This window comes from Leminorella grimontii, assembly GCF_039789245.1.
In the GTDB taxonomy this organism is placed as follows: Bacteria; Pseudomonadota; Gammaproteobacteria; order Enterobacterales; family Enterobacteriaceae; genus Leminorella; species Leminorella grimontii.
Window position 1 is genome coordinate 628,744 of record NZ_CP146357.1, and the last position, 26,403, is coordinate 655,146.

The 26,403-nt window shown below is 55.7% G+C and carries 22 protein-coding genes and 1 other RNA gene; 19 read left to right on the forward strand and 4 right to left on the reverse strand.

Features of this window, described 5'->3' with window-relative positions; translation table 11 throughout:
- Window positions 1–50 precede the first annotated feature (50 nt).
- The 3 genes from mscS to V8L73_RS03085 all read left to right on the forward strand — a co-directional run bounded on the left by mscS (window position 51) and on the right by V8L73_RS03085 (window position 2,520).
- Window positions 51–905, forward strand: a complete 855-nt coding sequence (gene mscS / locus V8L73_RS03075; protein WP_027275587.1) for a small-conductance mechanosensitive channel MscS — start codon at window positions 51–53, stop codon at window positions 903–905.
- A 183-nt stretch (window positions 906–1,088) separates the two neighbouring features.
- Window positions 1,089–1,676 carry a LysE family transporter gene (locus tag V8L73_RS03080; protein ID WP_051155802.1) on the forward strand — a complete coding sequence of 196 codons (588 nt, stop codon included), beginning with the start codon at window positions 1,089–1,091 and terminating at the stop codon, window positions 1,674–1,676.
- A gap of 100 nt (window positions 1,677–1,776) precedes the next feature.
- Window positions 1,777–2,520: an oxidative stress defense protein gene (locus V8L73_RS03085; RefSeq protein ID WP_347254088.1), complete on the forward strand. Its 744-nt coding sequence runs from the start codon at window positions 1,777–1,779 to the stop codon at window positions 2,518–2,520.
- A 9-nt stretch (window positions 2,521–2,529) separates the two neighbouring features.
- Here the strand turns inward: V8L73_RS03085 and V8L73_RS03090 are convergent, their stop codons facing one another.
- Complete coding sequence (locus V8L73_RS03090) at window positions 2,530–3,423, reverse strand: LysR family transcriptional regulator ArgP (protein ID WP_027275584.1); 894 nt, start codon at window positions 3,421–3,423, stop codon at window positions 2,530–2,532.
- A gap of 295 nt (window positions 3,424–3,718) precedes the next feature.
- On the opposite strand from V8L73_RS03090, the gene rpiA reads away from it, so the two are divergent.
- The 3 genes from rpiA to V8L73_RS03105 all read left to right on the forward strand — a co-directional run bounded on the left by rpiA (window position 3,719) and on the right by V8L73_RS03105 (window position 6,636).
- Window positions 3,719–4,378 carry a ribose-5-phosphate isomerase RpiA gene (gene rpiA / locus V8L73_RS03095; RefSeq protein ID WP_261832668.1) on the forward strand — a complete coding sequence of 220 codons (660 nt, stop codon included), beginning with the start codon at window positions 3,719–3,721 and terminating at the stop codon, window positions 4,376–4,378.
- A 296-nt stretch (window positions 4,379–4,674) separates the two neighbouring features.
- Complete coding sequence (serA, locus tag V8L73_RS03100) at window positions 4,675–5,907, forward strand: phosphoglycerate dehydrogenase (protein ID WP_027275582.1); 1,233 nt, start codon at window positions 4,675–4,677, stop codon at window positions 5,905–5,907.
- A 60-nt stretch (window positions 5,908–5,967) separates the two neighbouring features.
- Window positions 5,968–6,636 (forward strand): hypothetical protein, encoded by a 669-nt coding sequence (locus V8L73_RS03105; protein ID WP_036024361.1) that lies wholly within the window; start codon window positions 5,968–5,970, stop codon window positions 6,634–6,636.
- On the opposite strand, the gene V8L73_RS03110 is transcribed toward V8L73_RS03105, so the two are convergent.
- The 3 genes from V8L73_RS03110 to zapA all read right to left on the reverse strand — a co-directional run bounded on the left by V8L73_RS03110 (window position 6,631) and on the right by zapA (window position 7,865).
- Entirely contained in the window at window positions 6,631–7,221 is a 591-nt protein-coding gene (locus V8L73_RS03110; RefSeq protein ID WP_347254089.1) for a 5-formyltetrahydrofolate cyclo-ligase, read from the reverse strand. The two genes, V8L73_RS03105 and V8L73_RS03110, sit on opposite strands and share 6 nt — an antisense overlap.
- A gap of 39 nt (window positions 7,222–7,260) precedes the next feature.
- A non-coding RNA gene (ssrS, locus tag V8L73_RS03115) (6S RNA) lies at window positions 7,261–7,443 on the reverse strand.
- Between the two features lie 92 nt (window positions 7,444–7,535).
- Window positions 7,536–7,865, reverse strand: coding sequence for a cell division protein ZapA (gene zapA, locus V8L73_RS03120; RefSeq protein ID WP_027275579.1), 330 nt, complete (start codon window positions 7,863–7,865; stop codon window positions 7,536–7,538).
- Between the two features lie 334 nt (window positions 7,866–8,199).
- On the opposite strand from zapA, the gene V8L73_RS03125 reads away from it, so the two are divergent.
- The 13 genes from V8L73_RS03125 to V8L73_RS03185 all read left to right on the forward strand — a co-directional run bounded on the left by V8L73_RS03125 (window position 8,200) and on the right by V8L73_RS03185 (window position 26,403).
- The gene (locus V8L73_RS03125; RefSeq protein WP_347254090.1) at window positions 8,200–8,775 is read left to right on the forward strand and encodes a YecA family protein; all 576 of its coding nucleotides are present in this window, start codon (window positions 8,200–8,202) and stop codon (window positions 8,773–8,775) included.
- Between the two features lie 84 nt (window positions 8,776–8,859).
- On the forward strand, window positions 8,860–10,128 hold the full coding sequence (gene pepP, locus V8L73_RS03130; protein ID WP_422655620.1) for a Xaa-Pro aminopeptidase: 1,269 nt from the start codon (window positions 8,860–8,862) through the stop codon (window positions 10,126–10,128).
- On the forward strand, window positions 10,125–11,306 hold the full coding sequence (gene ubiH / locus V8L73_RS03135; protein ID WP_261832672.1) for a 2-octaprenyl-6-methoxyphenyl hydroxylase: 1,182 nt from the start codon (window positions 10,125–10,127) through the stop codon (window positions 11,304–11,306). The genes pepP and ubiH overlap by 4 nt, the downstream gene beginning before the upstream one ends.
- Window positions 11,307–11,317: 11 nt before the next feature.
- On the forward strand, window positions 11,318–12,526 hold the full coding sequence (gene ubiI, locus V8L73_RS03140) for an FAD-dependent 2-octaprenylphenol hydroxylase (protein WP_347254091.1): 1,209 nt from the start codon (window positions 11,318–11,320) through the stop codon (window positions 12,524–12,526).
- Window positions 12,527–12,905: 379 nt separating this feature from the next.
- Window positions 12,906–14,000 carry a glycine cleavage system aminomethyltransferase GcvT gene (gene gcvT / locus V8L73_RS03145; protein ID WP_347254092.1) on the forward strand — a complete coding sequence of 365 codons (1,095 nt, stop codon included), beginning with the start codon at window positions 12,906–12,908 and terminating at the stop codon, window positions 13,998–14,000.
- Window positions 14,001–14,076: 76 nt separating this feature from the next.
- Window positions 14,077–14,466: a glycine cleavage system protein GcvH gene (gene gcvH, locus V8L73_RS03150; RefSeq protein WP_347254093.1), complete on the forward strand. Its 390-nt coding sequence runs from the start codon at window positions 14,077–14,079 to the stop codon at window positions 14,464–14,466.
- Window positions 14,467–14,492: 26 nt separating this feature from the next.
- Window positions 14,493–17,369: an aminomethyl-transferring glycine dehydrogenase gene (gene gcvP, locus V8L73_RS03155; protein WP_347254094.1), complete on the forward strand. Its 2,877-nt coding sequence runs from the start codon at window positions 14,493–14,495 to the stop codon at window positions 17,367–17,369.
- Between the two features lie 459 nt (window positions 17,370–17,828).
- On the forward strand, window positions 17,829–19,247 hold the full coding sequence (locus V8L73_RS03160; RefSeq protein ID WP_347254095.1) for a sodium:alanine symporter family protein: 1,419 nt from the start codon (window positions 17,829–17,831) through the stop codon (window positions 19,245–19,247).
- 174 nt (window positions 19,248–19,421) lie between these two features.
- Window positions 19,422–22,286, forward strand: a complete 2,865-nt coding sequence (locus tag V8L73_RS03165) for a type VI secretion system tip protein VgrG (RefSeq protein ID WP_347254096.1) — start codon at window positions 19,422–19,424, stop codon at window positions 22,284–22,286.
- Entirely contained in the window at window positions 22,286–23,716 is a 1,431-nt protein-coding gene (locus V8L73_RS03170; protein ID WP_347254097.1) for a VRR-NUC domain-containing protein, read from the forward strand. The genes V8L73_RS03165 and V8L73_RS03170 overlap by 1 nt, the downstream gene beginning before the upstream one ends.
- A gap of 18 nt (window positions 23,717–23,734) precedes the next feature.
- Complete coding sequence (locus tag V8L73_RS03175; protein WP_347254098.1) at window positions 23,735–24,940, forward strand: type VI immunity family protein; 1,206 nt, start codon at window positions 23,735–23,737, stop codon at window positions 24,938–24,940.
- Window positions 24,941–24,943: 3 nt separating this feature from the next.
- A complete protein-coding gene (locus V8L73_RS03180; protein ID WP_347254099.1) occupies window positions 24,944–26,140 on the forward strand; it encodes a type VI immunity family protein in 1,197 nt (398 codons plus the stop codon).
- Between the two features lie 2 nt (window positions 26,141–26,142).
- Window positions 26,143–26,403, forward strand: a complete 261-nt coding sequence (locus tag V8L73_RS03185; protein WP_347254100.1) for a PAAR domain-containing protein — start codon at window positions 26,143–26,145, stop codon at window positions 26,401–26,403.

The window sequence follows — 26,403 nt, forward strand, 5'->3', positions numbered from 1 at the left end:
TCGTTTACTATTTTTGTTCCGTTTCACTCTGTTAAGAGGAGCAACTCGCTATGGAAAATATTGACGTCAGCAGCCAGCTGTCTCAGTTTGAAGTCTGGCTGTCCGCCAATAAGAATCTGCTCATAGACTATTCAATCAATCTTGTTATTGCGTTCATCATTCTTCTTATTGGCTTTTTTATCGCCCGTATCGTACATCGGCTGGTCATGAGGGTTTTGAACGCGCGTTCGGTAGATAAGACGGTGAGCCAATTTGTCGCTTCTTTGGCGCGCTACGCTATCATCGTCTTTACCATAATAGCCGCCCTAAGCCACGTTGGCGTGCAGACTGCGTCGGTCATCGCAGTTCTCGGTGCGGCTGGTTTAGCCGTTGGTTTAGCGCTGCAAGGGTCGCTGTCCAACTTTGCCGCCGGCGTTATTTTAGTGACCTTCCGGCCGTTTCGCGCCGGTGAGTTTGTTACGTTTGGCTCCGTGAGCGGAACGGTAACCAGCATCCATATATTCTCAACTACGCTGGATACCGTGGACGGCAAAATGGTTGTAGTGCCGAACAGTAAAGTGATCGCCAGTGAGATTATCAACTTTTCTCGCGATCCGAACCGCCGTGTAGACATCACCGTCGGCGTGGGCTATGAAGCGGATATCGATGCCGTAAAGCGGGTGCTTGGTGAGGTGGTGGAGAAAGACTCCCGTATTTTAACCTCGCTGGGAGTGACTATCCGACTCAACGAAATGGCCGCCTCTTCTCTCAACTTCGTCGTTCGGGTTTGGGTAAAAAATGGCGACTTCGCCAACGTCTACTTTGACCTGATGGAAGGCTTCAAGCGCGCTCTGGACGCCAATCAGATCTCTATTCCCTACCCGCAGATGGACGTTCACGTTCGTACTCCCGCTGCCGGTCAGTAACTTTCTATCCTCCGTTAATCGGGGAATGTCCCCGATTAACGCATCCTATAAGCTACGCTAATGGGCAATTAGAATTATCCATTTCCCTGCGCTGAATCAGCCGGTTAGTCTATCGCGTCATTAAACGGTTCATAAGCGAGGCGTAAAGTGCTGTTGACCTATTTTCAGGGCGTCGTGTTGGGCATGGCGATGATCTTGCCCATAGGGCCCCAAAATGCGTTTGTATTGTCACAGGGTATGCGTAGGCAGTATCCGGTGATGGTTGCGGGGATGTGCGCGCTAAGCGATGCGGCATTGATTTCCCTCGGCGTTTTTGGCGGCGGTGCGCTGTTGGCGCAGTCGCCGCTGGTGCTTCAACTGGTGACTTGGGCCGGCGTGCTGTTTCTTATATGGTACGGCTGGGGCGCGTTTAAAGACGGGCTTCGCGCAGGCGGCGAAGCCTTTAGCACCCAGGAAAACGGGGTTCGCAGCCGCTATCGCATTATTGCTACGGTGCTGGCCGTGACCTGGCTCAATCCCCACGTCTATATTGATACGGTGGTGGTGCTCGGCAGCCTGGGAGAGCAGTTTGGTTCACTGCGCCTGTGGTTCGCTATGGGGGCGGTAACGTCGTCCGTCGTTTGGTTCTTTTCTCTGGCGCTGCTGGCGGCCTGGATGTCGCCGTGGCTACAGAAGTCTTCGGCTCAGCGCGTCATCAATTTCGGCATTGGCATCGTTATGTGGGTGATTGCCTTTCAGCTCGCCAGGCATGCATTAGGACTTATGGCATAAACGTCAATATGGTGTAAATTTTGTTGTGATTCAGTTTCGGTATCCTATGATACGGTCGTTATGCACTCTTCAACGGAACACACGGGCTTAAGGAGACACCATGAAGTTGAAAACGTTAGCCATTGCCGCGGCCTTTGCCGCCATGCCTTTGACCATGCAGGCAGCGGAGCTGCCAAATGGCCCTCATATTGCGACGTCGGGCAACAGCATCGTTAAGGCTAAGCCCGATATGGCGACGCTGTTTATCGAGGTGAACGTATCGAACAAGTCCGCGGCGGAAGCCAAGAAAAAGAGCGATGAGCGCGTGATGAAATACATCGACTTTTTGGAAAAGAGCGGTATCGCTAAAGCTGACATCGACTCGGCCAATATTCAAACCCGCATTGAATATGGCGACGGCAGCTACGTCAGCAGCGCGAAAAGAACGATTAAAGGCTATATCGCGACCCGTCAGGTTAAAGTCACCGTACGCCAGTTGGACAATCTTAACTCGTTGTTGGACGGGGCGTTAGCCAACGAGCTGAATGAAATCAACGACGTTCAGCTGGGCGTTTCAAAAGATGACGCTTATCGCACCGAAGCGCGCCAGAAGGCGGTAGAGGATGCGATAGCGAAGGGCAATGCGCTGGCGAAAGAGTTTGGCGTGAAGCTGGGGCCAGTGTACAGCGTTCGCTATAACACCAGCGGCGTAAGCGGCAGCGGCGCGATCCCGGCCATGCAGTATCGCGCTAAGACGATGGCTTATTCTTCCAGCGCGGATGAGAGCTACGAGCCGCAGAGCATCAGCTTTAGCGATAGCGTAGACGTCGTGTTCGACATCCAGCGCGAACAGAAAGCCAACTAGGCGAATACCTTAAACCTGCCTTAATACCTGACGCCCATATCCTAAAAGGGCGTCAGTCACTTCCCTCATAATCTTGCTTTCCGGCGAAAAGCGATGCCAGTAAAGCATGCGCCGCTGGCACAGGCCGGGCGTCAGGTCCATCAGTTCTCCGTTAGCCAGCTCCCTTTCGATTTGCAGGTGCGGGATCATACAGCAGGTAGTTCCCTGCTTGGCGAGCTGAACGAACGCCTCTGACGAGCTGACGATATGGCAAGGTACGCTGCCCGGCGGCAGGTCGAAGTTTTGCTGTAAAAAGGCCTGATGCATGTCGTCCAGGTGATCGAACGCTACCGCAGGCGCCTTTTGCAGCGCGCTGCGAGTGACGCCGTTGGGGAAATAGCGGTCGGCAAACTCCGGCGAGGCGACGAAAATGTAGTCCAGCGCGCCTAATTGATCGACCAGGCAGCGCGGCAGCGCCTGTGGCTGAATACTGACGGCGCCGACGACTTCTCCTAGCCGCAGGCGTTCCTGCGTGCGGGTTTCGTCCTCAACCTGTAGGTTAAGGCGTATGGGAGAATCGGAAAGCACCGGCTTAAGCGCGGGTAAAAGCCAGGTAGCCAGGCTGTCGGCGTTAACTGCCAGCGCGAGCTGAAGCGGGGAATCTGCGCTGCCTTCGTCGTTAAGCCACTCGTCTTCTAAAAGCTCTACCTGGTGCAGCAGCGCCAGCAGCTTTTGCCCCTGTTCGGTCGGCTTGGGAGGGACGGTGCGGATTAGCAGCGGCTGGCCGTAAAGGTATTCCAACTGCTTGATGCGCTGGGATACGGCCGATTGCGTAATGCACAGCTTTTGCGCCGCGCGCTCGAAGCCGCGTTCGCGAATGACCGCGTCCAATGCCTGAAGCACTCGATAGTCTGGGCGTTTCATTTCCTGTGTATTCTCCGTTTAGCCAAGCCGCAGCCTAATCGGCTTAAAGTTACTACCCGACACTATGCCATACTTTTATTATCGCCGTACATTTCTTGAGGGTTAGGCTGTATTGGCGCCGCCGTTATTTTATACAAGTCATCCTTCAAGCTGCCTCTTCGTTGGCTACGCTCGCTCACCCTAGTCACTTACTTATGTAAGCTCCTAGGGATTCCCTCGCTTGCCGCCTTGATGCAACTTGAATGATTTTTTGTATATAATAATTGCATTTTTGGCAAGGCAGGTAGATTTCACCATGACGCAAGATGAATTGAAAAAGGCCGTCGGCTGGGCGGCGCTTAAATACGTGCGCCCGGGAACCATTGTGGGCGTCGGTACCGGCTCGACGGCGGCGCACTTTATTGACGCGCTCGGCACCATGAAATACGACATCAAGGGTGCGGTGTCCAGCTCAGTCGCCTCCACCGAGAAGCTGAAAGCGTTGGGCATTGAGGTTTTTGACTGCAATGAGGTCGACGAATTGGACATTTACGTCGACGGCGCCGATGAGATTAACGGCCATATGCAAATGATCAAAGGCGGGGGCGCGGCGCTGACGCGTGAAAAAGTGGTGGCTGCTATTGCTCATCGCTTTATCTGCATCGCTGACGCCTCCAAGGAAGTCGACGTGCTGGGCGCGTTTCCGCTTCCGGTGGAAGTTATTCCGATGGCGCGTTCATACGTCGCCAGAGCGCTGGTTAAGCTGGGCGGCCGCCCCGTATATCGCCAGGGCGTTGTGACCGATAACGGCAACGTGATTCTAGACGTACACGGACTGAGCATCGTCGATCCGATTGAGTTGGAAAATCGTATCAACGGCATTGCCGGCGTAGTGACGGTAGGGCTGTTTGCTAATCGCGGTGCGGATATCGCGCTTATCGGAACGCCTGATGGCGTTAAGGTTATTGAAAAATAAACCTTTATTTTACGTTCCGGGCAGTCGGCGCCAGGCCGTGCTCGGGGCGTAAGGTAAAATATATTTCATATAACTAAAAAAAATTAAATTTGGTGATATCCGTCACGGTTGTTTCATTTGTGTTGTTTCTTTCAGATATTCCAGCGTCTATTAGTGAAATATGTCTAAACTCCCCGGTTATTCCGCCTCTTATCCTGAATGGTTAATCGTTTGCTCCTGTTGCCGTAACGTCTATTTTTGATATGTTGACGAGAGTAGTTATATAAAAAAATAAATCATGGGGCAAAGTTCAGGAAATGGTCAAAGTATCATTAGAAAAAGAGAGAATTAAGTTTCTCCTGGTCGAAGGCGTACACCAGAGCGCCGTAGACAGCCTGCGCGCAGCGGGCTATCACAATATCGAATATCATAAGGGCGCGCTGAGCGATGACGAGCTGAAAGAAGCCATTCGCGACGCACACTTTGTCGGTATTCGTTCACGTACTCACCTGTCGGAGGACATTCTGTCCGCAGCGGAAAAGCTGGTCGCTATCGGCTGTTTCTGCATCGGCACCAACCAGGTCGATCTGGCCGCAGCGGCCAAGCGTGGCGTTCCGGTATTCAACGCGCCGTTCTCCAACACGCGCTCCGTTGCCGAAATGGTGCTGGGCGAGATCCTGCTGCTGCTGCGCCGCATTCCGGAAGCGAACGCGAAAGCGCATCGCAACGAGTGGTGCAAGCTGGCGGTCGGTTGCTTTGAAGCGCGCGGTAAGAACCTGGGAATTATCGGCTACGGCCACATCGGCACTCAGCTGGGCATTTTGGCCGAGTCTATCGGTATGAACGTGATGTTCTACGACATCGAAAACAAGCTGCCGCTGGGGAACGCACAGCAGGTTCACCACCTGTCCGACCTGCTGAACAGAAGCGACGTTGTGTCTCTGCACGTACCGGAAACGGCCAGCACCAAGAACATGATGGGCACCAAGGAGCTGGCGATGATGAAGCCGGGCTCGATATTAATCAACGCCTCGCGCGGTACGGTAGTGGATATTCCCGCCCTGTGCGACGTGCTGGAGAGCAAGCACCTGGCCGGCGCAGCGCTGGACGTCTTCCCGGTAGAACCTGCGACCAATACGGATCCGTTTGAATCGCCGCTGTGTGCGTTCGACAACGTTCTGTTGACGCCGCACATCGGTGGTTCAACGCAGGAAGCTCAGGCCAACATCGGTATGGAAGTGGCCGGTAAATTGACCAAATACTCCGACAATGGTTCTACGCTCTCGGCGGTTAACTTCCCCGAAGTGTCGCTGCCTGCGCCGCAGGAGCACGTCAGCCGCCTGCTGCACATCCACGAAAACCGACCGGGCGTGTTAAACCAGATTAACCAGATCTTCGCTGAGGAAGGCATTAACATTGCCGCGCAGTTCCTGCAAACCAACAACGAAATTGGCTATGTGGTTATCGACGTAGAAACCGACCGCGCCGACGAAGCGCTGGAGCACATGAAGTCAATTCAGGGCACCGTCAGGGCAAGGCTGTTGTTCTAAGCGTATTAGTCAGATAAGGCGACCTATGGTCGCCTTTATTTTTTTCAAGGAGGATGAACAGTGGGAAAACTGTACGATCAGCTAAAAGAAATATTGCCGAAAAAGCTCTGGATCCCTGATGAGCTGGCGATGCTTTATGACTGGATTGAGCAGCGAGGCACGTTTATTGATAACGAAAGCGGCTTTCGGTCAGGGTTTTTATACCCTGTAGATGAGCTCGAGAGTGTCGACGATGAGCGCGAAGGAGGAACGATTGTCCTTTTCACAGGTGCAAGGAATCAAGGGATAGAGCAATGGTTTGGCAGAAGTGAGCGCGATCCTGAGATCGTTGATCGGTTATGCGTGTTTGCTCGTACCGGAGGCGATGGTTCAGAAGCTGCGCTTTGGTTGGACGACAGTGGTGAACTGAAAATTGTCCATATGGGATCGGGTTCCGGCTCGCTTTTAAGCTGCGTGTTGGCTGACAATATGGTCGATTTTCTACGCTTGATTGCTATCGGCTATGATGAAATCTGCTGGGATGAGTGTTTTGCCTGGCCGCCCAATGATGAACGGGCCGACTCCTATGAGTATATACATCCCAATCTTGCCTTTCAGCTGTGGGTACAGGATACCTTTAACACTACAATCCCGGAAACCGCGCTGGAAATTATCAAACATCCCTCAAGTATGGATGATGAATCGAGCGAGGACGCCTTCTGTCAGTGGTTACAGAAAATAAGGCTATAGCCAACGCCAGTGCCTGGACGGCGTCAAAATCTCCGGCAGCGGCACGTCCCAGCTCTCATGGGTTAATTCCTCCACCTGCTGGCAGTCGTGAGCGATGCCGATGGGATATGAGCCGTCTTGGCGCCAGTTTCTGAGCGTGCGGTCGTAATAGCCGCCGCCCATGCCCAGCCGATTCCCCTGCGCGTCAAAGGCGACCATCGGCGTGACGATAACGTCCAGCTGGCTTACGGGAAGCACGCGGCGCACGTCGAGCCTGGGCTCCAGAATGCCGAACGGATGATGAGTCATGACGCTGTCTTTTTCATAGCGCAAAAAGAGCAGATGGCCTTTGCTGAAAGGATGAAGAACGGGGAGGTATACCTCTTTTTCCTGCTGCCAGAGCGTATCTATCAATGGCCGCGTATTGATTTCACCGTCAAAAGAGAGAAAGAGTGAAACGCGTTTAGCGGCGCGTACGCGAGGATGTTCAAACAGTCGTTCATGAACTCGGCGAGCCGCAAGCTGCTGCTCTCTTGGCGAAAGCGCATTGCGCCGCTGGCGTATCTCTTTACGCAAGGTTTGGCGTTGGGGAAAGGGCGTCGTCATGAATAATAAGCGTCAGGGATGTTAAACCGCTGATGAAGGGGGAACTCCGAGGTGCCGTCTCAGGCTGTAACCCTTGAACCCTTGGTTCAAGGTGAACGCGAATATACCGTTATCAGGCTTCCCGGACGGACCGGGCATGCTCACAAAAGGTAGGACCCGCATTCTTTTGGTTTGAAATATCGGCTCAGGGGACTGGCCCGATAACGCACACCTCAGAGAATTCTGTTTAGAACCCGTACAACACGTTTTCTATAATCCTTAGTTAGCCATAATCGTTCAACGCTTGGCAATGGCTTAAAATGATTATAGGGAATTTATTCGAAGTTTGCACTCCGGCGCTGAGAGATTTGACTCTGTTCGACTAATGCTTGCTCAATTGTATCCTGCAGCATGCGGATGCGCATTTCCATGCTCTTGGCGTATTCATCCGTTTTGTCTTTTTCCTGAGTCAGCTCATAGCTGATATTCAGCGCGGCGGTGAGGATAAGCTGTTCGCTGTTCGTGACGCGGGTTCTTTCTTTCAAGTCCAACAGGCGCTGGTTAAGGTCGGCCGCCGCCCGGCTGAGAGCTTCACGCTGTTCCTGCGGGCAGTTGATCCGCAGAGACTTACCTAAAATCTGTATATCTACAGGTTGTGCTGACATGTTACCTTCCTGCCGGGAGCGGGGAACGCCCGCTGCGCCTAACCAATGAAAAAACGCCTATACTCGTCGTTTTTCAAGCTGCAGGTGCGTTGGCTGAGTTCGTTCACCCGAATCACTTACTAGAGTAAGCTCATTGGGATTCACTCTCTTGCCCTCTTCCTGCAACTTGAAATTCATAGAGTATAAGCCCGAATGCCAATGCGCTCGGACGGCTATAATTTAACAAACAATAGCGATTATACCAAACACTCGCCCGCTACGGCTCAAGTTTCCCGATTATGACGTTGGTGGTAGCATAGCGGTAACTCATTCTTTTTTGACGGTGGTAAACGCAATGGCGTCCGAAAACTCACTTCCCTCTTATCAGTCTATCAATGCCGCACTGGCGCAGCAAAACGTCGCGTTGACCGCCGCCGAGATGCACGGCTTGCTGAGCGGCCTTCTGTGCGGAGGCTGCAACGACGGCAGTTGGGTCGTTATGGTGCACGACTTGACTAATGACGGCCTGGCCTTTGGTTATCCCTTGGGGGATCTGGTGAAAGGGCTTTACGAAGAGACGAAGGAAGAGTTGGAAGAGGACGGTTTTAGCTTTGAAATGCTTATCCCCGATGACGACGCCTCTATCTACGAGCGCATCGACGCGCTGGGCGGCTGGGTAAACCACTTTCTGCTGGGGCTGGGCATGATGCAGCCGAAGCTTGGCCAGGCGAAGGGCGAAGTCGGTGAGGCGATTGCCGATTTGCGTAACATTGCGCAGCTTGGTTACGAAGAGGAGGACGATGCCGAAGAGCTTGAACTCTCCTTTGAGGAAATTCGGGAATACGTTCGAATGGCCGCGATGCTGTGCCATACCGATTTTGCCAAGCTATCCGCCTCCGGGGCTCAAAACGGCAAGCCGACGCTGCATTGAAAAAACATTGAACGTTGAAAGGGCAAACACGTGACTATTTCATTACCTGAGTTTCAGCGCCGCCGTGAAAAGCTATTAGCTAAAATGGCGGCAGGCAGCGCGGCGATCGTTTTTGCAGCACCGGAGCGCACCAGAAGCGCTGACACCGAATATCCGTTTCGCCAAGATAGCGACTTTTGGTATCTGACGGGCTTTAACGAACCGGAAGCGGCTCTGGTGCTGATAAAAAGCGATGAGTCTCACAGCCACAGCGTTTTGTTTAATCGCGTTCGCGATCTGACGGCCGAGGTTTGGTTCGGCCGCCGCCTGGGGCAAGAGGCGGCGTTAGATAAGCTCGGTGTCAATCGCGCGCTGCCGTGGGACGATATGCCTCAGCAGCTGCATCTGCTGCTGAACGGATTGGACGTGGTTTATCACGCCCAAGGGCTGTACGACTTTGCCGATCGGGCGGTGTTTAGCGCATTGGAAAAGCTGCGCAAGGGCGCTCGTCAAAATCTGAAAGCGCCGGCGACCGTCACGGACTGGCGGCCTTGGCTGCATGAAATGCGCCTGTTTAAGTCTCAAGAAGAGATAGCCGTTATGCGAAAGGCGGGGGAAATTACCGCCAAGGCCCATACCCGCGCCATGGAGCGCTGTCGGCCGGGCATGTATGAATACCATCTTGAAGCCGAAATCCACCACGAGTTTACTCGCCACGGCGCCCGCTACCCGGCCTATAACACCATCGTTGGCTCGGGAGAAAACGCCTGCATTCTGCACTACACGGAAAACGAGTCGCTGTTGAAAGAAGGGGATTTAGTGCTGATTGACGCCGGGTGCGAGTATCAGGGCTACGCCGGCGACATTACGCGCACTTTCCCCGTCAGCGGCAAATTTACGCCTGCTCAGCGCACGATTTACGACATCGTGCTGGCTTCCCAATATAAAGCGCTGTCGCTGTTGACGGCCGGAAACAGCATCCGTCAGGCGAACGAAGAGGTTATTCGGGTCATGCTTACGGGGCTGGTTGAAGCCGGCGTACTGACCGGGGACGTGGAACAACTGATTGTGGACAAGGCCCATCAGCGTTTTTACATGCACGGCCTGAGCCACTGGCTAGGCCTGGACGTTCACGACGTGGGCGACTACGGCACTTCTAATCGCGGTCGCCTGCTGGAGCCGGGCATGGTGCTGACGGTTGAACCGGGCCTGTATATTGCGCCCGATGCCGACGTGCCCGTTGAATTTCGCAGCATCGGCGTGCGCATCGAGGACAACGTGCTGATTACCGAGCAGGGAAGTGAAATTTTGACCTCCGGCGTAGTGAAAGAGCCGGATGATATCGAAGCCCTTATGGCCGGAGCGCGTCGATGAACGCGGTAACGATCGTCGGTGGGGGAATGGCGGGTGCAACGTTGGCGCTGGCATTATCCCGGCTTGGCGAGGGCCGTATCGCCGTTACGCTTATCGAAGCGCAGCGCCCCGATGAACTGGCCCATCCCGGCTTTGACGCCCGCGCTATCGCGCTGGCGCAGGGTACGTGTCAACAGCTTGAACGCATCGGGTGCTGGTCTTTGCTGGCGCGTGAAGCGACGCCGATAAAGACGGTGCTGGTTAGCGATCGCGGCCACGGCGGGATGGCGACTCTGAACGCCGGCGACTACGGCCTGTCTGCGCTGGGGCAGGTGGTTGAACTGCACGAAGCGGGCCGACGGCTGTTTTCCCTGTTGGAACATGCGCCTAACGTTACGCTTCGCTGCCCGGCAAAGGTGGTTGCCAGCGAACGCGATGGCAATTCGGTCACCGTTGAGCTTAACGACGGCGAGCGTATTGCCTCTTCGCTGCTGGTTGCGGCAGACGGCTCGTTTTCCGCCGTCGCGGCGTCTCTGGGCGTGGAGTGGGATGAAGAAAACTACGGGCAGACGGCGCTGATTGCCAACGTGACCACCGCAGAACCTCATCAGGGCCGCGCGTTTGAGCGCTTTACCGCACAGGGCCCGCTGGCGCTGCTGCCGATGTCAAAGGGGCGAATGTCTCTGGTCTGGTGTATTGATGAATCAAGGCGCCAGGAGGCTATGGCTTGGAGTGAGCGGCGTTTTATTGGTGAACTACAGTCGGCGTTTGGCTGGCGGTTAGGCGAAATTTTGTCGGTCGGGGAGCGGCACGGCTATCCGCTGCGGCTGAGAACGGCGCGTCAGGAAGTGAGCCATCGGCTTGCGCTGGTTGGCAACGCCGCCCAAACGCTACACCCCATCGCCGGTCAGGGCTTTAATCTGGGGCTGCGCGACGTGATTTCTTTGGCTGAAACGCTGGTGGAAGCGTCAAAACAGGGTGAGGACGTTGGCGGCTATCGTACGCTGCGCCGCTACCGCCTGCGCCGCGAGTCGGACAGAAAGGCGACGATCGGGCTGACGGATGGTTTAGTCCACCTGTTCGCCAACCGCCACGCGCCTTTAGCGGTCGCGAGAAATCTGGGCTTAATCGCAATGGACAGCTGCAAACTGCTTAGGCTGCCCCTTGCATACAGAACCCTTGGGTGGGTTAAACGATAGGGCAACGGTTTATGCATGCTTATGACATTATTATTGCCGGCGGCGGCATGGTGGGGCTTTCGCTGGCCTGCGGCCTGAGCGGCAGCGGGCTTAGGATCGCGGTCATTGAACATCAGGCGCCGAACGATGAACTGCCGGCCGACCCAACGCTTCGGGTCTCAGCGATCAATGCCGCCAGCGAGCGATATCTCGATCGCCTTGGCGTATGGCAAGACGTTGTCGCCAGGCGCGTTAGCCCTTATGCGACCATGGAAGTCTGGGATCGCGACAGCTTTGGGCGCATTACGTTTCGCGCCGAAGACTCAGGTCACAGCCATCTGGGGCACATTATTGAGAATGCGGCGATCCACGGCGCGCTGTGGCAAAAGGCCAAGGCGGCGGCGGACGTGAGCCTTCTTGCTCCTGCCCGGCTTAAGCAGGTCGCCTGGGGGGAAAATGAAGCGTTTATTACGCTTGAGGACGGACGTATGCTGAGCGGGCGGCTGGTGGTCGGCGCCGACGGCGCGGACTCCTGGTTGCGCAAACAGGCGGACATTCCACTGACCTTTCGCGACTACGGTCACCATGCCCTGGTTGCTACCGTTTCAACCGACGAAGAGCACGGCGGATGCGCGCGTCAGGCGTTTCATTCCGACGGTATTTTGGCGTTTCTTCCGCTATGGAAAAGCAACCTCTGTTCCATCGTCTGGTCTCTGCCGCCGGAAAAGGCGCGTCGGATGCAGGAGCTGGATGACGAGCAGTTCAACCATCAGCTCGGCATTGCGTTTGACAACCGGCTTGGCCGCTGTCGCGTCGTCAGCGAGCGCAGAGTGTTCCCGCTCGTGGCCCGCTATGCCAGGAGCTTTGCCGCTCAGCGGCTTGCGCTGGTGGGTGACGCCGCCCACACCGTTCATCCGCTGGCGGGGCAAGGGGCCAATCTTGGCTTTATGGACGCCGCCTGCCTGATAGCGGAAGTAAAGCGCTTACAGAAGGAAGGAAAAGATCTCGGCAACTACTTCTACCTGCGGCGCTATGAGCGCAGCCGTAAGCGCAGCGCGGCGGCTATGCTGGCCGCGATGCAGGGGTTCAAAACGCTGTTTGACGGCGATAACCCGGCGAAGAAATTGCTTAGAGACGTCGGCCTGAAGCTGGCCGATACCCTGCCGGGCGTGAAGCCTCATCTGGTTCATCAGGCTATGGGGCTTAATGACCTGCCCGAGTGGCTTCGTAACGGTGAATAGCCCAATGTCTTGCGCGTAAACTCCTCCGCCCTGTCGTAACGGGGCGGCATTTCTCCCCCCGTTCGAACCAGTCTGCGTTCAGCGATGAAAAATTCTAATCCTTACAAACTTTATTCATTATTTTTTCTAATCCGAAATCGCGGTTAAAAACTTTTTTATCAATAGATTAACCACGATGGGATAGCCGTTTCTATTTTTACCTGTCGAAGGCAATGGCGATTTCTGTGCAGAAAAACGCAGTATGGTCAGCAAAAGTACTGCATGATAGCAATTGTTTACATGTTGCGATAATAATTAACAAATTCTTCAAAATATCATTACACGCATCGCAGCGGTTCCGACGGCCGCTGGCGCGTTTAAAACGGTAAAAGAGGATATCATGACGAAGCAAACCCCTCTGTATCAACGACATCTGGCGTGCGGCGCCCGCATGGTCGATTTCCACGGCTGGATGATGCCCCTCAACTACGGTTCCCAAATTGATGAACACCACGCGGTTAGAAAGCATGCCGGTATGTTCGACGTTTCACATATGACGATAGTCGACCTGCACGGCGCCCGTACGCGTGAGTTTTTACGTTACCTGTTGGCAAACGACGTCGCTCGGCTGACTCAGCCGGGGAAAGCGCTCTACAGCGGGATGTTGAACGCCTCCGGCGGCGTTATTGACGATCTGATTGTCTATTTTCTGGCGGAGGACTATTTCCGCGTTATCGTCAATTCGGCCACGCGTGAAAAAGACCTGGACTGGATAACCGAACACGCCCGCCCGTACGGCGTGGAGGTTCAGGTAAGAGACGATCTTGGCATGATCGCCGTGCAGGGGCCTGAGGCTAAAGAAAAGGTCGCCCGAATTATGACCGAGGAGCAGCGCAGCGCCGTTGCCGGAATGAAGCCGTTTTTTGGCCTTCAGGCCGGCAGCCTGTTTGTGGCGACCACCGGCTATACCGGCGAAGACGGCTATGAGCTGATGATGCCGACTGAGGCGCTGGACGGCTGCTGGCAGGCGCTGATGGCAGAGGGCGTTGCGCCCTGCGGCCTCGGCGCACGCGATACGCTGCGCCTTGAAGCGGGCATGAACCTTTACGGGCAGGATATGGATGAAAGCGTTTCTCCGCTGGCGGCGAACATGGGATGGACCATCGCCTGGGAGCCTGCCTCCCGCGACTTTATCGGGCGAGCGAGCCTTGAGGCCCAACGCGAGCGTCAGCATGAGAAGCTGGTTGGGCTGGTAATGACCGAAAAGGGCGTTCTGCGCGCCGGCCTGCCGGTGACGTTTGGCGACGGTCAGGGAAACGTTCAGGAAGGCGTGATCACCAGCGGTACGTTTTCGCCGACGCTGGGCTACAGCATCGCTTTGGCGCGCGTGCCCTCGTCCATCGGAGAGTCGGCGATTGTTCCCATCCGCAGCCGTGAGATGCCGGTGCGGGTCGTGAAGCCGGGCTTTGTCCGCCACGGCAAATCCATATTGTAATTATTAACCCTGAATCACCCATGAACGCGTGGAGCGTTGAACTTTAAATAGTGGACCTTAAATAACGGAGAACGACATGAGTAATGTACCTGCTGAGCTGAAGTATGCGACGTCTCACGAGTGGATTCGTGAAGAACAGGATGGCGTTTATTGCGTGGGAATTACCGACCATGCGCAGCACCTTCTGGGGGACATGGTGTTTGTTGAACTGCCGGAGGTGGGCAGGGAAGTTTCCGTCGGCGAAGAGTGCGCGGTAGCTGAATCAGTGAAGGCCGCGTCCGATATTTATGCGCCGGTAAGCGGCGAAATAGTTGAAGTGAACGGCGAACTGGAGTCATCGCCAGAGTTAGTGAACAGCGAACCCTATGAGGGCGGCTGGCTGTTTCGCATTAAGGCCAGCAACGTAAGCGAAATCAACGAGCTGCTGGACGCGCAGGGCTATCAGTCCACGCTTGAAGACGAATAGGGCCCCTTACTCTGGAAGGTTATGCAATGAATCAAACAATTAGACAGCTTGATTACGGTGAGTCATTCATTGAACGCCACATTGGGCCCTCTTCAAAAGAACGTCGACAAATGCTGGAAGCCGTCGGCGCGGGCAGCCTTGATGAACTTATCGGCAAAATTGTGCCGGCAGACATTCAGCTTCCTCATCCGCCCGCAACCGGCGATGCCATGACCGAACACCAGGCGCTGGCGGAGCTAAAGGCTATCGCCGCCCAAAATCAGCGCTATAAGTCCTACATCGGCATGGGCTACTGCCCGACGTTCACGCCTCCGGTTATTTTGCGCAATGTGCTGGAAAATCCGGGTTGGTATACCGCCTATACGCCTTACCAGCCGGAAGTCTCGCAGGGCCGGTTGGAGGCGCTGCTAAATTTTCAGCAGATGACTCAGGATTTAACCGGGCTGGATCTGGCTTCGGCGTCGCTGCTGGATGAAGCGACCGCTGCGGCAGAGGCGATGGCGATGGCCAAGAGGGCAGCCAAGCGCAAAGGGGCGAATACCTTCTTTGTCGCTGACGACGTGCATCCGCAGACCGTTGACGTCGTAAAAACGCGCGCGGAAACCTTCGGCTTTAACGTCGTTGTCGCGCCGATGGCGGAAGCGGTAAAGCAGGACGACCTGTTCGGCGCGCTGTTTCAACTGACCGGTACCGAAGGGCAAATCAACGACTGTCGAGGCATTTTTAGCCGACTGAAGGCCGACGGGGTAATTACCTGCATGGCGGCGGACATTATGTCGCTGGTGCTGTTGGAATCTCCCGGCAGCATCGGAGCGGACGTCGCGTTCGGCTCGTCGCAGCGCTTTGGCGTTCCTATGGGGTACGGCGGCCCTCACGCCGCGTTTTTCGCCTGCCGGGATGAATTCAAACGCTCAATGCCGGGACGGATCATCGGCGTATCCCGCGATGCGGCAGGCAAAACGGCGCTGCGCATGGCGATGCAAACCCGAGAGCAGCACATTCGCCGGGAGAAGGCTAACTCAAATATCTGTACGTCTCAGGTGCTGCTGGCCAATATGGCGGGATTCTACGCCGTCTATCACGGCCCTGAGGGGCTTAAGCGTATCGCTTTACGCATTCACCGCCTGGCGGACATCCTGGCCGAAGGCCTCAAGCAAAAGGGGCTGAAGCTTCGCCACGACACCTGGTTTGACACGCTGTGCGTAGAGGTCGAGGACAAAGAGGCGCTGCTTACGCGCGCGCTAAGCTTCGGCGTTAACCTGCGCGCCGATCTGCACGGCGCGGTGGGCATTACGCTGGACGAAACCACAACGCTGGACGACGTCAATACGCTGTTTGACGTGCTGATCGGCGACAGCCGTGCGCTGGATATCGACGCGCTTGACGCACGGTGCATGGCGCAAAGCCGTTCGATGCCGGCGTCAGCGCTGCGTCAGAACCCCATTCTGACCCATCCGGTTTTCAATCGCTATCACAGCGAAACGGAGATGATGCGCTACCTGCACCGCCTGGCGCGTAAGGATTTGGCGCTGGATCAGGCCATGATCCCGCTGGGTTCTTGCACTATGAAGCTGAACGCGGCGGCGGAAATGATCCCGATTACCTGGCCTGAGTTCGCCGAGCTGCACCCGTTCTGCCCGCCGGAGCAGGCGCAGGGGTATCACATCATGCTGAACCAGCTTTCCCAGTGGTTGGCGCTTATTACCGGCTATGACGCCGTGTGCATGCAGCCAAACTCCGGCGCGCAGGGCGAGTATGCGGGGCTTCTGACCATTCGCCGCTACCATGCCGCTCGCGGTGAAGGGCATCGCCACGTTTGCCTCATTCCAAGCTCCGCGCACGGCACTAACCCTGCCTCGGCGCAGATGGCGGGGATGACGGTGGTAGTCGTAGCCTGCGATAAGCAGGGCAACATTGATTTGGCGGACCTGCGGGAAAAGGCGTCTCAGCACGGTAAAGCGCTGTCCTGCATCATGGTGACCTATCCCTCGACTCACGGCGTTTATGAAGAGACGATCCGCGAAGTGTGCCGGATTGTCCATGAGTTCGGCGGTCAGGTATATCTCGATGGCGCCAACATGAACGCGCAGGTGGGGATCACTACGCCCGGCTATATCGGTGCGGACGTATCTCACCTCAACTTGCATAAAACGTTCAGCATCCCTCACGGCGGCGGCGGCCCGGGCATGGGGCCCATTGGCGTGAAGAAGCATCTTGCCCCCTATCTCCCCGGCCACAGCGTGGTGCAACCAGAGGGCGTCTCCCGGTTAGGCGCCGTATCGGCGGCGCCGTTTGGCAGCGCTTCTATTCTTCCCATCAGCTGGATGTACATTCACATGATGGGCGCAGAAGGGCTGAAAGCGGCCAGCCAGGTGGCGATTTTAAACGCCAACTACGTAGCCAGACGCCTGAAGGACGCCTATCCGGTGCTCTATTCAGGCAACGACGGGCTGGTGGCTCACGAGTGCATTCTGGACATTCGCCCGCTGAAAGAGGAAAGCGGCATTACGGAAATGGACATCGCCAAGCGGCTGATTGACTACGGATTCCATGCGCCAACCATGTCTTTCCCCGTCGCCGGTACGCTGATGGTGGAACCGACGGAGTCGGAGAGTAAGGTCGAGCTTGACCGCTTTATTGAGGCGATGCTGGCCATCCGTGAGGAAATTCGTCGCGTTCAGGACGGCGAATGGCCGCTGGATGACAACCCGCTGGTCAACGCGCCGCACGTACAGGAAGAGCTGGTTTGCGAGTGGCCGCATCCCTATAGTCGAGAGCAGGCGGTTTTTCCGTCTCTGGCCGCGCTGGACAACAAGTACTGGCCGACGGTTAAGCGGCTGGATGACGTCTACGGCGACAGGAATTTATTTTGCTCCTGCGTGCCGATATCTGAATACCAATAAACCTCAGCGTTTAATCATAAAATGGCGATCCGTAATGGGATCGCCATCATATTTTTTCTGTTGGTAAAATTTAACCGCCTCCAACCCGCGCTTTATGACAAACGACAGCCCGGCCGAGCGCTATAGAGAAAGCGCCCCGATAAAGCCCTCCGTTTACGCATGAGAAAAATTCATGGGTATATGTACAGTATCCCGCAATTCGTCTAAACGCCGTATCCAAGGGCATTTTGTTGATGCTATATTCCCGATCGCGGTACGACATCGCCCTCTTATATATTCATTTATTACTATGACTCTGTGCGCCTTTGGCTCGTTGAGGTCGTTTCCCTTTGCCGAATGAGAGGCGAATGAATAAGTGGCTGCGCGTCGAACCGCTATTCAATAATTAATAATTTATCCGCAAATAAAAATAATGCGGTTGTGAAAAGCAAACGCGAATAACTATAGAGAACTTAAGGTATGGAACTACTGGAACAGCTGGTCGATTTTGTTAATAGCCTGCTCTGGGATCACGTATTAATTTTCTTACTATGTGGAACCGGGATCTACTTTACCGTCCGCCTGGGCTTTATTCAGGTTCGCCACTTCGGCAGCGGTCTTAAAGAGCTGTTTGGCGGTATGTCCCTGCAGGGGAAAAAGGCGGATAAAAGCGGGATGAGCTCCTTTCAGGCGGTGGCGACGGCCATTGCTGGCCAAGTAGGTACCGGTAACCTGGCCGGGCCGGCGACCGCCATTCTCGCCGGCGGTCCGGGCGCGATTTTCTGGATGTGGGTTTCCTCTTTTCTGGGGATGTCCACCATCTATGCAGAAGCTATTCTGGCTCAGAAGTTTAAAACTAAAGATAAAAACGGCCAGGTCGTCGGCGGCCCGGCTTACTACATCGAGCAGGGGCTCAAGTGCAAGTGGCTGGCCTGCGTGTTTGCGGTGCTGATTATCTTTGCTCTGGGCTTTATCGGCAATATGGTGCAGTCAAACGCGATCGCTTCTGCGTTTAACAGCTCGCTGGGCGTGCCCTCCTGGGTAATGGGCGTCGTGATGGCGGTCATTGCCGGCGTAGTGGTGATTGGGGGCATTCGCAGCATTGCTTCATTCAGCGAGAAGGTGGTGCCGGTTATGGCCTGCCTGTACCTGATTGGCGCGTTCGCCATTCTGGCGATTAACTATGAGTACGTGCTGCCGGCGTTTGAGTCTATCTTCGTCGCTGCGTTTAATCCTCAGGCCGTGGTTGGCGGCGGTGTGGGTATCGGTATCCAGCAGGCGATGCGTTTTGGTATTGCCCGCGGCCTGTTTGCTAACGAGGCCGGCATGGGGTCGACGCCCCATGCGCACGCCGTAGCCCGCGTAGCCAGGCCTGAGCAGCAGGGTTTTATCGCCATGATGGGGGTCTTCGTCGTGTGCCTTATCGTTACGCTGACGGCGCTGGTGATTATTACCTCCGGCATGAAGGAATGGGATGCCGGTGGCCGCATCGGGGACTCCTTCCTGAGCATTTTCCACGGTCAGGGCATCACGGTGACCCAGCAGGCATATGTCTACATCTTCGGCCACTTTGGCAGCCTGTTTATCTCCGCTTCGCTGTTCTTCTTCGCGTTTACCACCATTATTGGCTGGTACTACTACGCGGAAAACAACGTGCGCTATCTGTTCCAGTCTACGTCTGCCGTACGCGTCTATCAGCTGATGGTGGTCTGCTTTATCTTCATCGCGTCGCTGTTTAAGGTCGAGCTGGTATGGAAAATGGCGGATATGTTCAACGGCCTGATGGTGCTTCCCAACCTGGCAGCGCTGCTGCTGCTGTCTCCCGTCGTTATCCGGGTAGGAAAAGCGGCAGGGTTTGGCTCCAGAGTGCCGGATGCAGAATTGGAGTCCAGCCGGTAGAATAATATTGTTTGAATCTTATCCCTTAAAGCCCCGACATTCGGGGCTTTTGTCTGTTTTTACATCATATTAATTCCTGTCTATTTAGGCAGCTTATCCCCCTGCCGTTTTCATATTAGTATCCCAAGAGGTGTGATGGATTGTTTCAACACATTGAATACATAGGGATATTTCATGAAACCTTTTCTGATAGATAAAGGCAAGACGCTTTTAGACGAGCAACTGTCCGCCTACGGGCTAGACGGGCTGTTCGGCGGTGGAGATGGAAACTCGAGCGGCGGTGTGGGCGGCGCGACGCCCGCATCGGACGGCATGAACCGCTATCAGTTGGGGATAGACGGCGTGGGAGCCCGGCTGTCTATTTTATGCATTGAAGGATATGAGCGCTTAAGCGAACCGTGGCGCTTCGTAGTGCAGTTTTCCGCACCGTGCGTGCTATTAATGCCGCAGGTATTGAGCAAGAGTGCGGCTATCGCGCTGGCGCCGGGCGGAGTGAGTGATTTGATACGCGGGGCATTTGGCTTAAGCAACGAGCTGATGTCAGCTGTAATCAGAGCTGCCGGTACGCTGGAACCGGACTCGGGTAGCGGTGCCGTTATTGGCGAAACTCGCGCTCTGTACGGGGTAGTCACCTCCTTCAGCCAGCTGTCGTCGTCGAACGATGAAGCCCGGTACGAAGTCACGGTTAGCCCGCGCCTTCAGCTGCTGGACAACACGCGCGGCAGCGCTATCTACCAAAACCAGACGGTGCCGCAGGTGGTGGAAGAGGTGCTGCGCAAGCACGAACTCACCGGCGTGGACTTCCGCTTCGAGCTGGCCGAGACCTATCCGGTTAAAGAGTACCTGACCCAGTGGGAAGAGAGCGATCTGACGTTTATCCGCCGCCTGCTGGCGGATTCGGGCATCTGGTTCCGCTTCGAGAGTCACGCGGAGCACGGCTGCGACGTGGTGGTGTTCGGCGACTCGGTGCAGCAGTATCAGGACGGCCCACAGGCCAGCTACCGTCAGCCAACCGGTAATAACGACGGCGGGCTGGAGGCGGTGTGGGACATGTCCGTCGCGCGCAGAACGATACCGCAAAGCGTGCTCACGCAGGACTACAACTACCGCACGGCCCAAACGGGCATGCAATCGGAAGTTAACGAACAGAAGAAGGACGCTACTACTCGCGGACGGCACTACCTGTACGCTGAGCACTATCGGGAGCGCGGCGAAGCGGTACAGGGCGTTAACGAACAGGACGACCTGCTGGGACAGTTTGGCAACAGGCTGGGCGACGATCTCGATGGCGCGAGCGAAAGTAGCGGAGAGAATCAGGAGCCGGAAGGCGTAGGCCAGGGCGCGTGGTACGCCAAGCTGCGCCACCAGCGGCTGATGACCGAACAAATCACCATTACCGGCAAAACCACCCTGTCCCATCTGGCTCCTGGTCAAATCCTGACGGTCAACGGCTCGCCGATATCTGAAGCGAGCGGCGGCATTCTGATTGTCTCGGTAGAAAGCATCGGCGACAGAAGCCAAGCCTACCAGCTGACGTTTACCGGCATCCCCTACGACGCCATGCGCCCCTATCGGCCGGAGCTGCTGGCATGGCCTACCATTGGCGGCACGCTACCCGCCAGAGTCACCAGCCCCGGCAACGACCAGTACGGCTATATGGACAGCCACGGTCGCTACCGGGTAAAGATGGACTTCGACCTGAACGACAGTTGGCGCAAGGGCGAGGAAAGCCTGTGGATGCGCCGGGCGTCGGTCTACGCGGGCGACACCTACGGCCTGCACTTCCCGCTGATTGACGGCACCGAGGTTGCCATCGCCTTCACCGGCGGCAACCCAGACCGCCCCTACATCTCCCACGCGATGCACGACTCCCGCCACCCCGAGCTGGTCACTGCTGCCAACCACAAGCGCAACGTGATACGCACCCCGGCCAATAACAAGCTGCGGATGGACGACGAGCGGGGCAAGGAGCATATCAAGGTTGCGACGGAGTATGGGAAGACGCAGCTGAATATGGGCCATGTGGTGGACGCCGAACGATCGCTGCGAGGGGAAGGGTTTGAGCTGCGCACCGACGAGTGGGGGGCGATAAGGGCGGGGAAGGGGCTGTTTATCGGCGCGCACGAGCAGGAAAAAGCGCGAGGAGAGGTACTCAATATAGATATGGCGCTGGAACAGCTGTCTGCGGCGAATAATCAAATGGATGCTTTATCCGAAGCCGCCAAAGCCGCGCTGGCGCTGGCCGCCGACGTACAGGCTCAGCAGCGGCTGCTTTCTGAACGCATTGAGTCACTAAAATCTGCCGTTATCTTGCTCAGCGCGCCGAAGGGAATGGCTTTAACCAGCGGTGAGCATCTTCGGGTAGCCTCCGGGCGCAGCATGGCGGTAACGGCGGGGAAAAATGCGGACATTAGCGTGATGAAACGCCTAACGATGGCTGCGGGAGAAGCCTTTAGCCTGTTTGTACAGAAGGCGGGAATAAAGCTGTTTGCCGCCAAGGGAAAGGTAGAGATTCAGGCCCAGAGCGACGCCCTGGAGCTGATTGCCAGAAAGGGACTGTCTATCATCAGCACTGAAGATGAAATTATCATCAATGCCAAAAAGAAGATCACGCTTAACGCCAACGGCACCTATATTTCGCTGGACAAATGCCTGATTGAGCTGGCGACGCAGGGCGATTTTAAAATCAAAAGCGCCAGCTTTGATACTTTAGGGCCTGCGGCTAAACCGCCCGTTTTTCCTAACGTTCCCAACGTTGACGGCTTCAGCGAGTATTTCACGCTAAACGACCAGAAAACCCGCCGACCGCTGAGCAACTTTCCCTACACGCTGAGCTGGAGCGGGCAGGATATCTCCGGGCATACCGATGAAAGCGGCAACACCCAAGCGATTTATACCTCGTCAAGCGAGACGATATCGGTACAGCCGCACCCGGAGCGCGTAGACCGAATGCTGATTGACGCAGCCTATTGGGATGACGATACGCCCCTGACGCTGGACTTCAATAAGGCGAGCAGTATGGAAGAGGGGCAGGCGTAATGGCGGAAAAGAAAAAGACCGGTTCAACGCACGATACGGGAGCGGGAAAAACGACCACCAAGGCCGACGCATCGGGAACGGCGCAGCCGGTCACTAACCCACTGGATCTTTGGTACCTGTGCCAGAAGATTAACTATGCCCTGAAAAATCCGCTGGCGCGCGCCGATGGCGCTACGGTGTTTCAGCGGGTAGTGACCTGGATGATCCGGAAAGAGAACGAATGGTTTGATTATCATCACCCCTATATCGGCGAGTGCGGCTACGACATGACCAGCGACCCGCCGCAGCCGATCATGAGCCGAAATGAACCCCATCGGCCCAGCTTCTGCCCACTGTCGAAATACCATGCCATCAAGGAGAAATACGTTTACCGGCTGTACGGTATGAGCACTGCCGATATTCGCATTGAAATAGCGACGCTGCTGTTAACGCTCGGCGAGCTGGAGCGCGTGCTGGGGCCGATGATGCGCAAAACACCGGGGCCGCTGAAGGAGGTGGATAGCGAATTCGGCGATATGTTCAAGGTCACCCGCGGCCTGTTTCGCATACCGGACGTGGTGAAGCTGAAGAATATTATGCTGACCGGGAAGGCGGCGTTTGAGCAGGGCAACCTCGATGACGTGATAGAGATTAAGTTTAATCAGAGTGGGGATAAGTTGTCTCCTGACCAAAAATTATCTTATGAACGCATTGCCGGGGATAAGCGAAAGTTTCATTTATTACAAACCAATACCTGCCAAATCGACGACCGTCGCCAGCGCGACTGGCTGCGGGACGCAAAAAAAGAGCCGATGTACCTGCCGGTGGCGCTGGGGCTGGAAAAGCGAAAGCAGCGGGAGCGGCTGCGCGGTGAGGTGGAGGAGTTTCAGCACCTGATCGGCGCCATCGATCTGGAGCTGGATGAAGTTCGCCGCCGCTTGATGCCGGTTTATCCCGAACCGGCGCAGGACTTCAGCGAATTGACTCAGGGCCATAGGCTGGAAGCGCCGCCGTCGGAGGCGGAGATGCGGAGAATGGCCAAGGCCAGAGCGGGGCTGGAGATGGCGCTGGCGGGGCCGATGTGGGGTATCGGCGCTTACGGCATCGCAGCGGGCGGGCTGATGACGACCAGTGTGGGAACGGCAACGACGGCGTTTGTCGCACCTGCGGTACCGGTGGCCACGCCAAGCATGGCGGCAGCGGCGGAGGGCGCGGCCGCCACTGCCGAGGCGACAATGGCGCTTGGGGGCGGCGTGGTGCCGTTCGGCAACATGAGCCGAGCGACGTTGGAGATGCTGACCAAATATGCCGGGCTGGCTGCGGCGAATTCGGCCATTTATGAAGCGGCGGCAAAAGAGCCTGAGCCCTGTGAAATTCAGCTGGCGCTGGCACAGGATTTTTTAACCGACCCGTTAAAAAAAGAGCAGTTTTATATTTACTGGCCGGATTGACGGGCGGAGGGAAGCGGAATGAATTTTTTCGACAGGTTTGACGAAGCGAGCTGGGAGTTTACCTACGGCGACGAGTGCAACCCCGAGCAGAACGTGCTGCAGGTAGGGCTGGTGGGCATTTTTCATATTGACGAAGCGTGGCGACCGGAGAAGCGGCAGGCGATTGCCGAGGCAATAGAGCGTTATATTCGGGACTATGGGGATAAGTTGAGATCGGGTTATCTCGCCAATGTTAATAAGTTGGAACCTTTTAATAAAAGTGACGGAAATAGTCGAATTCATCGCCTGTTGGCTCTGGAGGATGATGCAGCATATACGCAGTGGGGGGCAAGCCACAGTTTGGACTATGTCAGTGATTATCAGATTGATATGTTTTCACCTGCCGGTTGGTTTGAACATGTTCATCGTTCAGTTTCTTACGTTCGCTTTTATCTACCCATCACGGAGCTAAAGGAGGATGGAGGAAGAGAGCGCTTTGAGCGACTGATGCTGGACTTTTGCATATTGTTAAAGCCAATGCACGGCCAGGCCGGATTAGGGCTTCAGCAGATTTACGAACATGAAAAGTTCCAACATCTGGAGTACGAGATAGGCCAGGCGTTTAACGGTATAGATATGACCAACCCCTATACGGACAGGCAATACCGTGACGGAATAACGTCAGTAAACTGGTACACCTTCTTTGACGATGGCTGGCTGGCGAAGCTGGGAGGTCGACGGGCGCTTTCTGCAGCGTTTGACGGTACGGATATTAAGCTGTTGCCCTACGAGGGCGGTATGGCGGTACGTGCCGGAGAATGGCCAGAGCTGGGGTGGGTTGAGAAAGAACCGTACCCAGACCTATATGTAAAGGTTAATCAGGTGATTAGGCCTATCCGAGCGCCAAAGCTGGACTCAATGGGCTATGGTTCCAACGCAGGTGAAATTCGATTCGACGAACTCAGCACTGCCCAATGGCTAGCCCGCTTCGACAATGCGCCGCAGGTCAAAGCCAGTCAAGGACCCAGAGCCGTTGAATACCGGCCCGTTACCGCCAAAACCGGAGAATCGTGCCCGCATACGGGAGACTGGGGCACCACTCGCTTCCCGCCGGAGTATGCCGTCGTTGAACAGGGCGCGCCGATGCCGCCCCGAAGCGACGGCCGCCCGACCGACTGGACGTTAAGGAAGCGCGCGGACGGCGGGCCGACGTCGGTTGCGGTTGAAAAAGATGCGGAGGAATAGCCGATGAATTTTTTCGACAGGTTCGACGAAGCGAGCTGGGAGTTTACCTACGGCGACGAGTGCAACCCCGAGCTGAACGTGCTGCAGGTAGGGCTGGTGGGCATCTTTCATATAGATGAAGCGTGGCGACCAGAGAAGCGCCGAGCGATTGCCGAGGCGATAGAGCGTTATATTCAGGATTATGGTGACAGGCTGCAGTCAGGATACCTTGTTAATGTGAATAAACCGGAGCCTTTTATTAAAAACGATGGTAATGGTCGGATCCAGCGCTTTCTGGAACTGGAAGACGATGATGCAGATACTCGATGGTGCTCAAGCCATAGTCTGGACTACGTTAGTGACTATCAGATTGGAGCCGGTTTACCGGCGGGCTGGTTTGAGCATGTTCATCGTTCAGTTTCTTACGTTTGTTTTTATCTCCCCGTCACGGAGCTAAAAGAAGACGTAGGAAAAGAACGCTTTGAACGGCTGGTGCTGGATTTTTGCGCCTTGTTAAAGCCAATGCATGGCTTGGCCGGGTTGGGCATCCAACAACTCTATGAAGAGCATAAATTTCAGCATCTGGAGTATGAAATAGGGCAAATGTTTAACGGCATCGACGTGACTACGAATTCAACCAATCGGGGGCTGCGCAATGGCTTTAGCTCCATCAACTGGTACACCTTTTTAGCCGATGAATGGGTAGAAAAACTGGGCGGTAAACGAGCGCTGGCTAATCATTTTGATAATACCGAAATTAAGCTGTTGCCCTACGAAGGGGGGCTGGCGATTCGCGCGGGAGAATGGCCGGAGTTGGGATGGGTTGAAAGAGAGCCTTATCCTGACCTCTATGTAAAAGTCAATCAGGTGCTCAAGCCCGTTCGAACGCCGGAGATGGGGTCCTTTGGCAACGGTTCAATCGCAGGAGAGATTCGATTTAATAAAACGTCGACAACCCAATGGTTAGCCCGCTTCGACAATGCGCCGCAGGTCAAGGACAGTCAGCGACCCGGAGCCGTTGAATACCGGCCCGTTACCGCCAAAACCGGAGAATTGTGCCCGCATACGGGAGACTGGGGCACCACTCGCTTCCCGCCGGAGTATGCCGTCGTTGAACAGGGCGCGCCGATGCCGCCCCGAAGCGACGGGCGCCCGACCGACTGGACGTTAAGGAAGCGCGCGGACGGCGGACCGACGTCGGTTGCGGTTGAGGAGGCCTGAATATGAGAATCGGTATTATTCGATTAGGGGATAAAACCACGCACGGAGGAACGGTGGTTTCCGCTTCTGCGACGATGAGGTTTCACGGCGTTCCGGTTGCGCGCTTAGGTGATAGCGTGACGTGCCCGCAGCATCACCTTACCGTTATTTCGGAAGGCCACCCGACTTTTACTGACAACGGTGTCCCCGTTGCGTTTGATGGGCATAAGTGCGCCTGCGGCTGTAGGCTAATTTCGTCTTTGTGTTCCGTTACCGCAGGATAA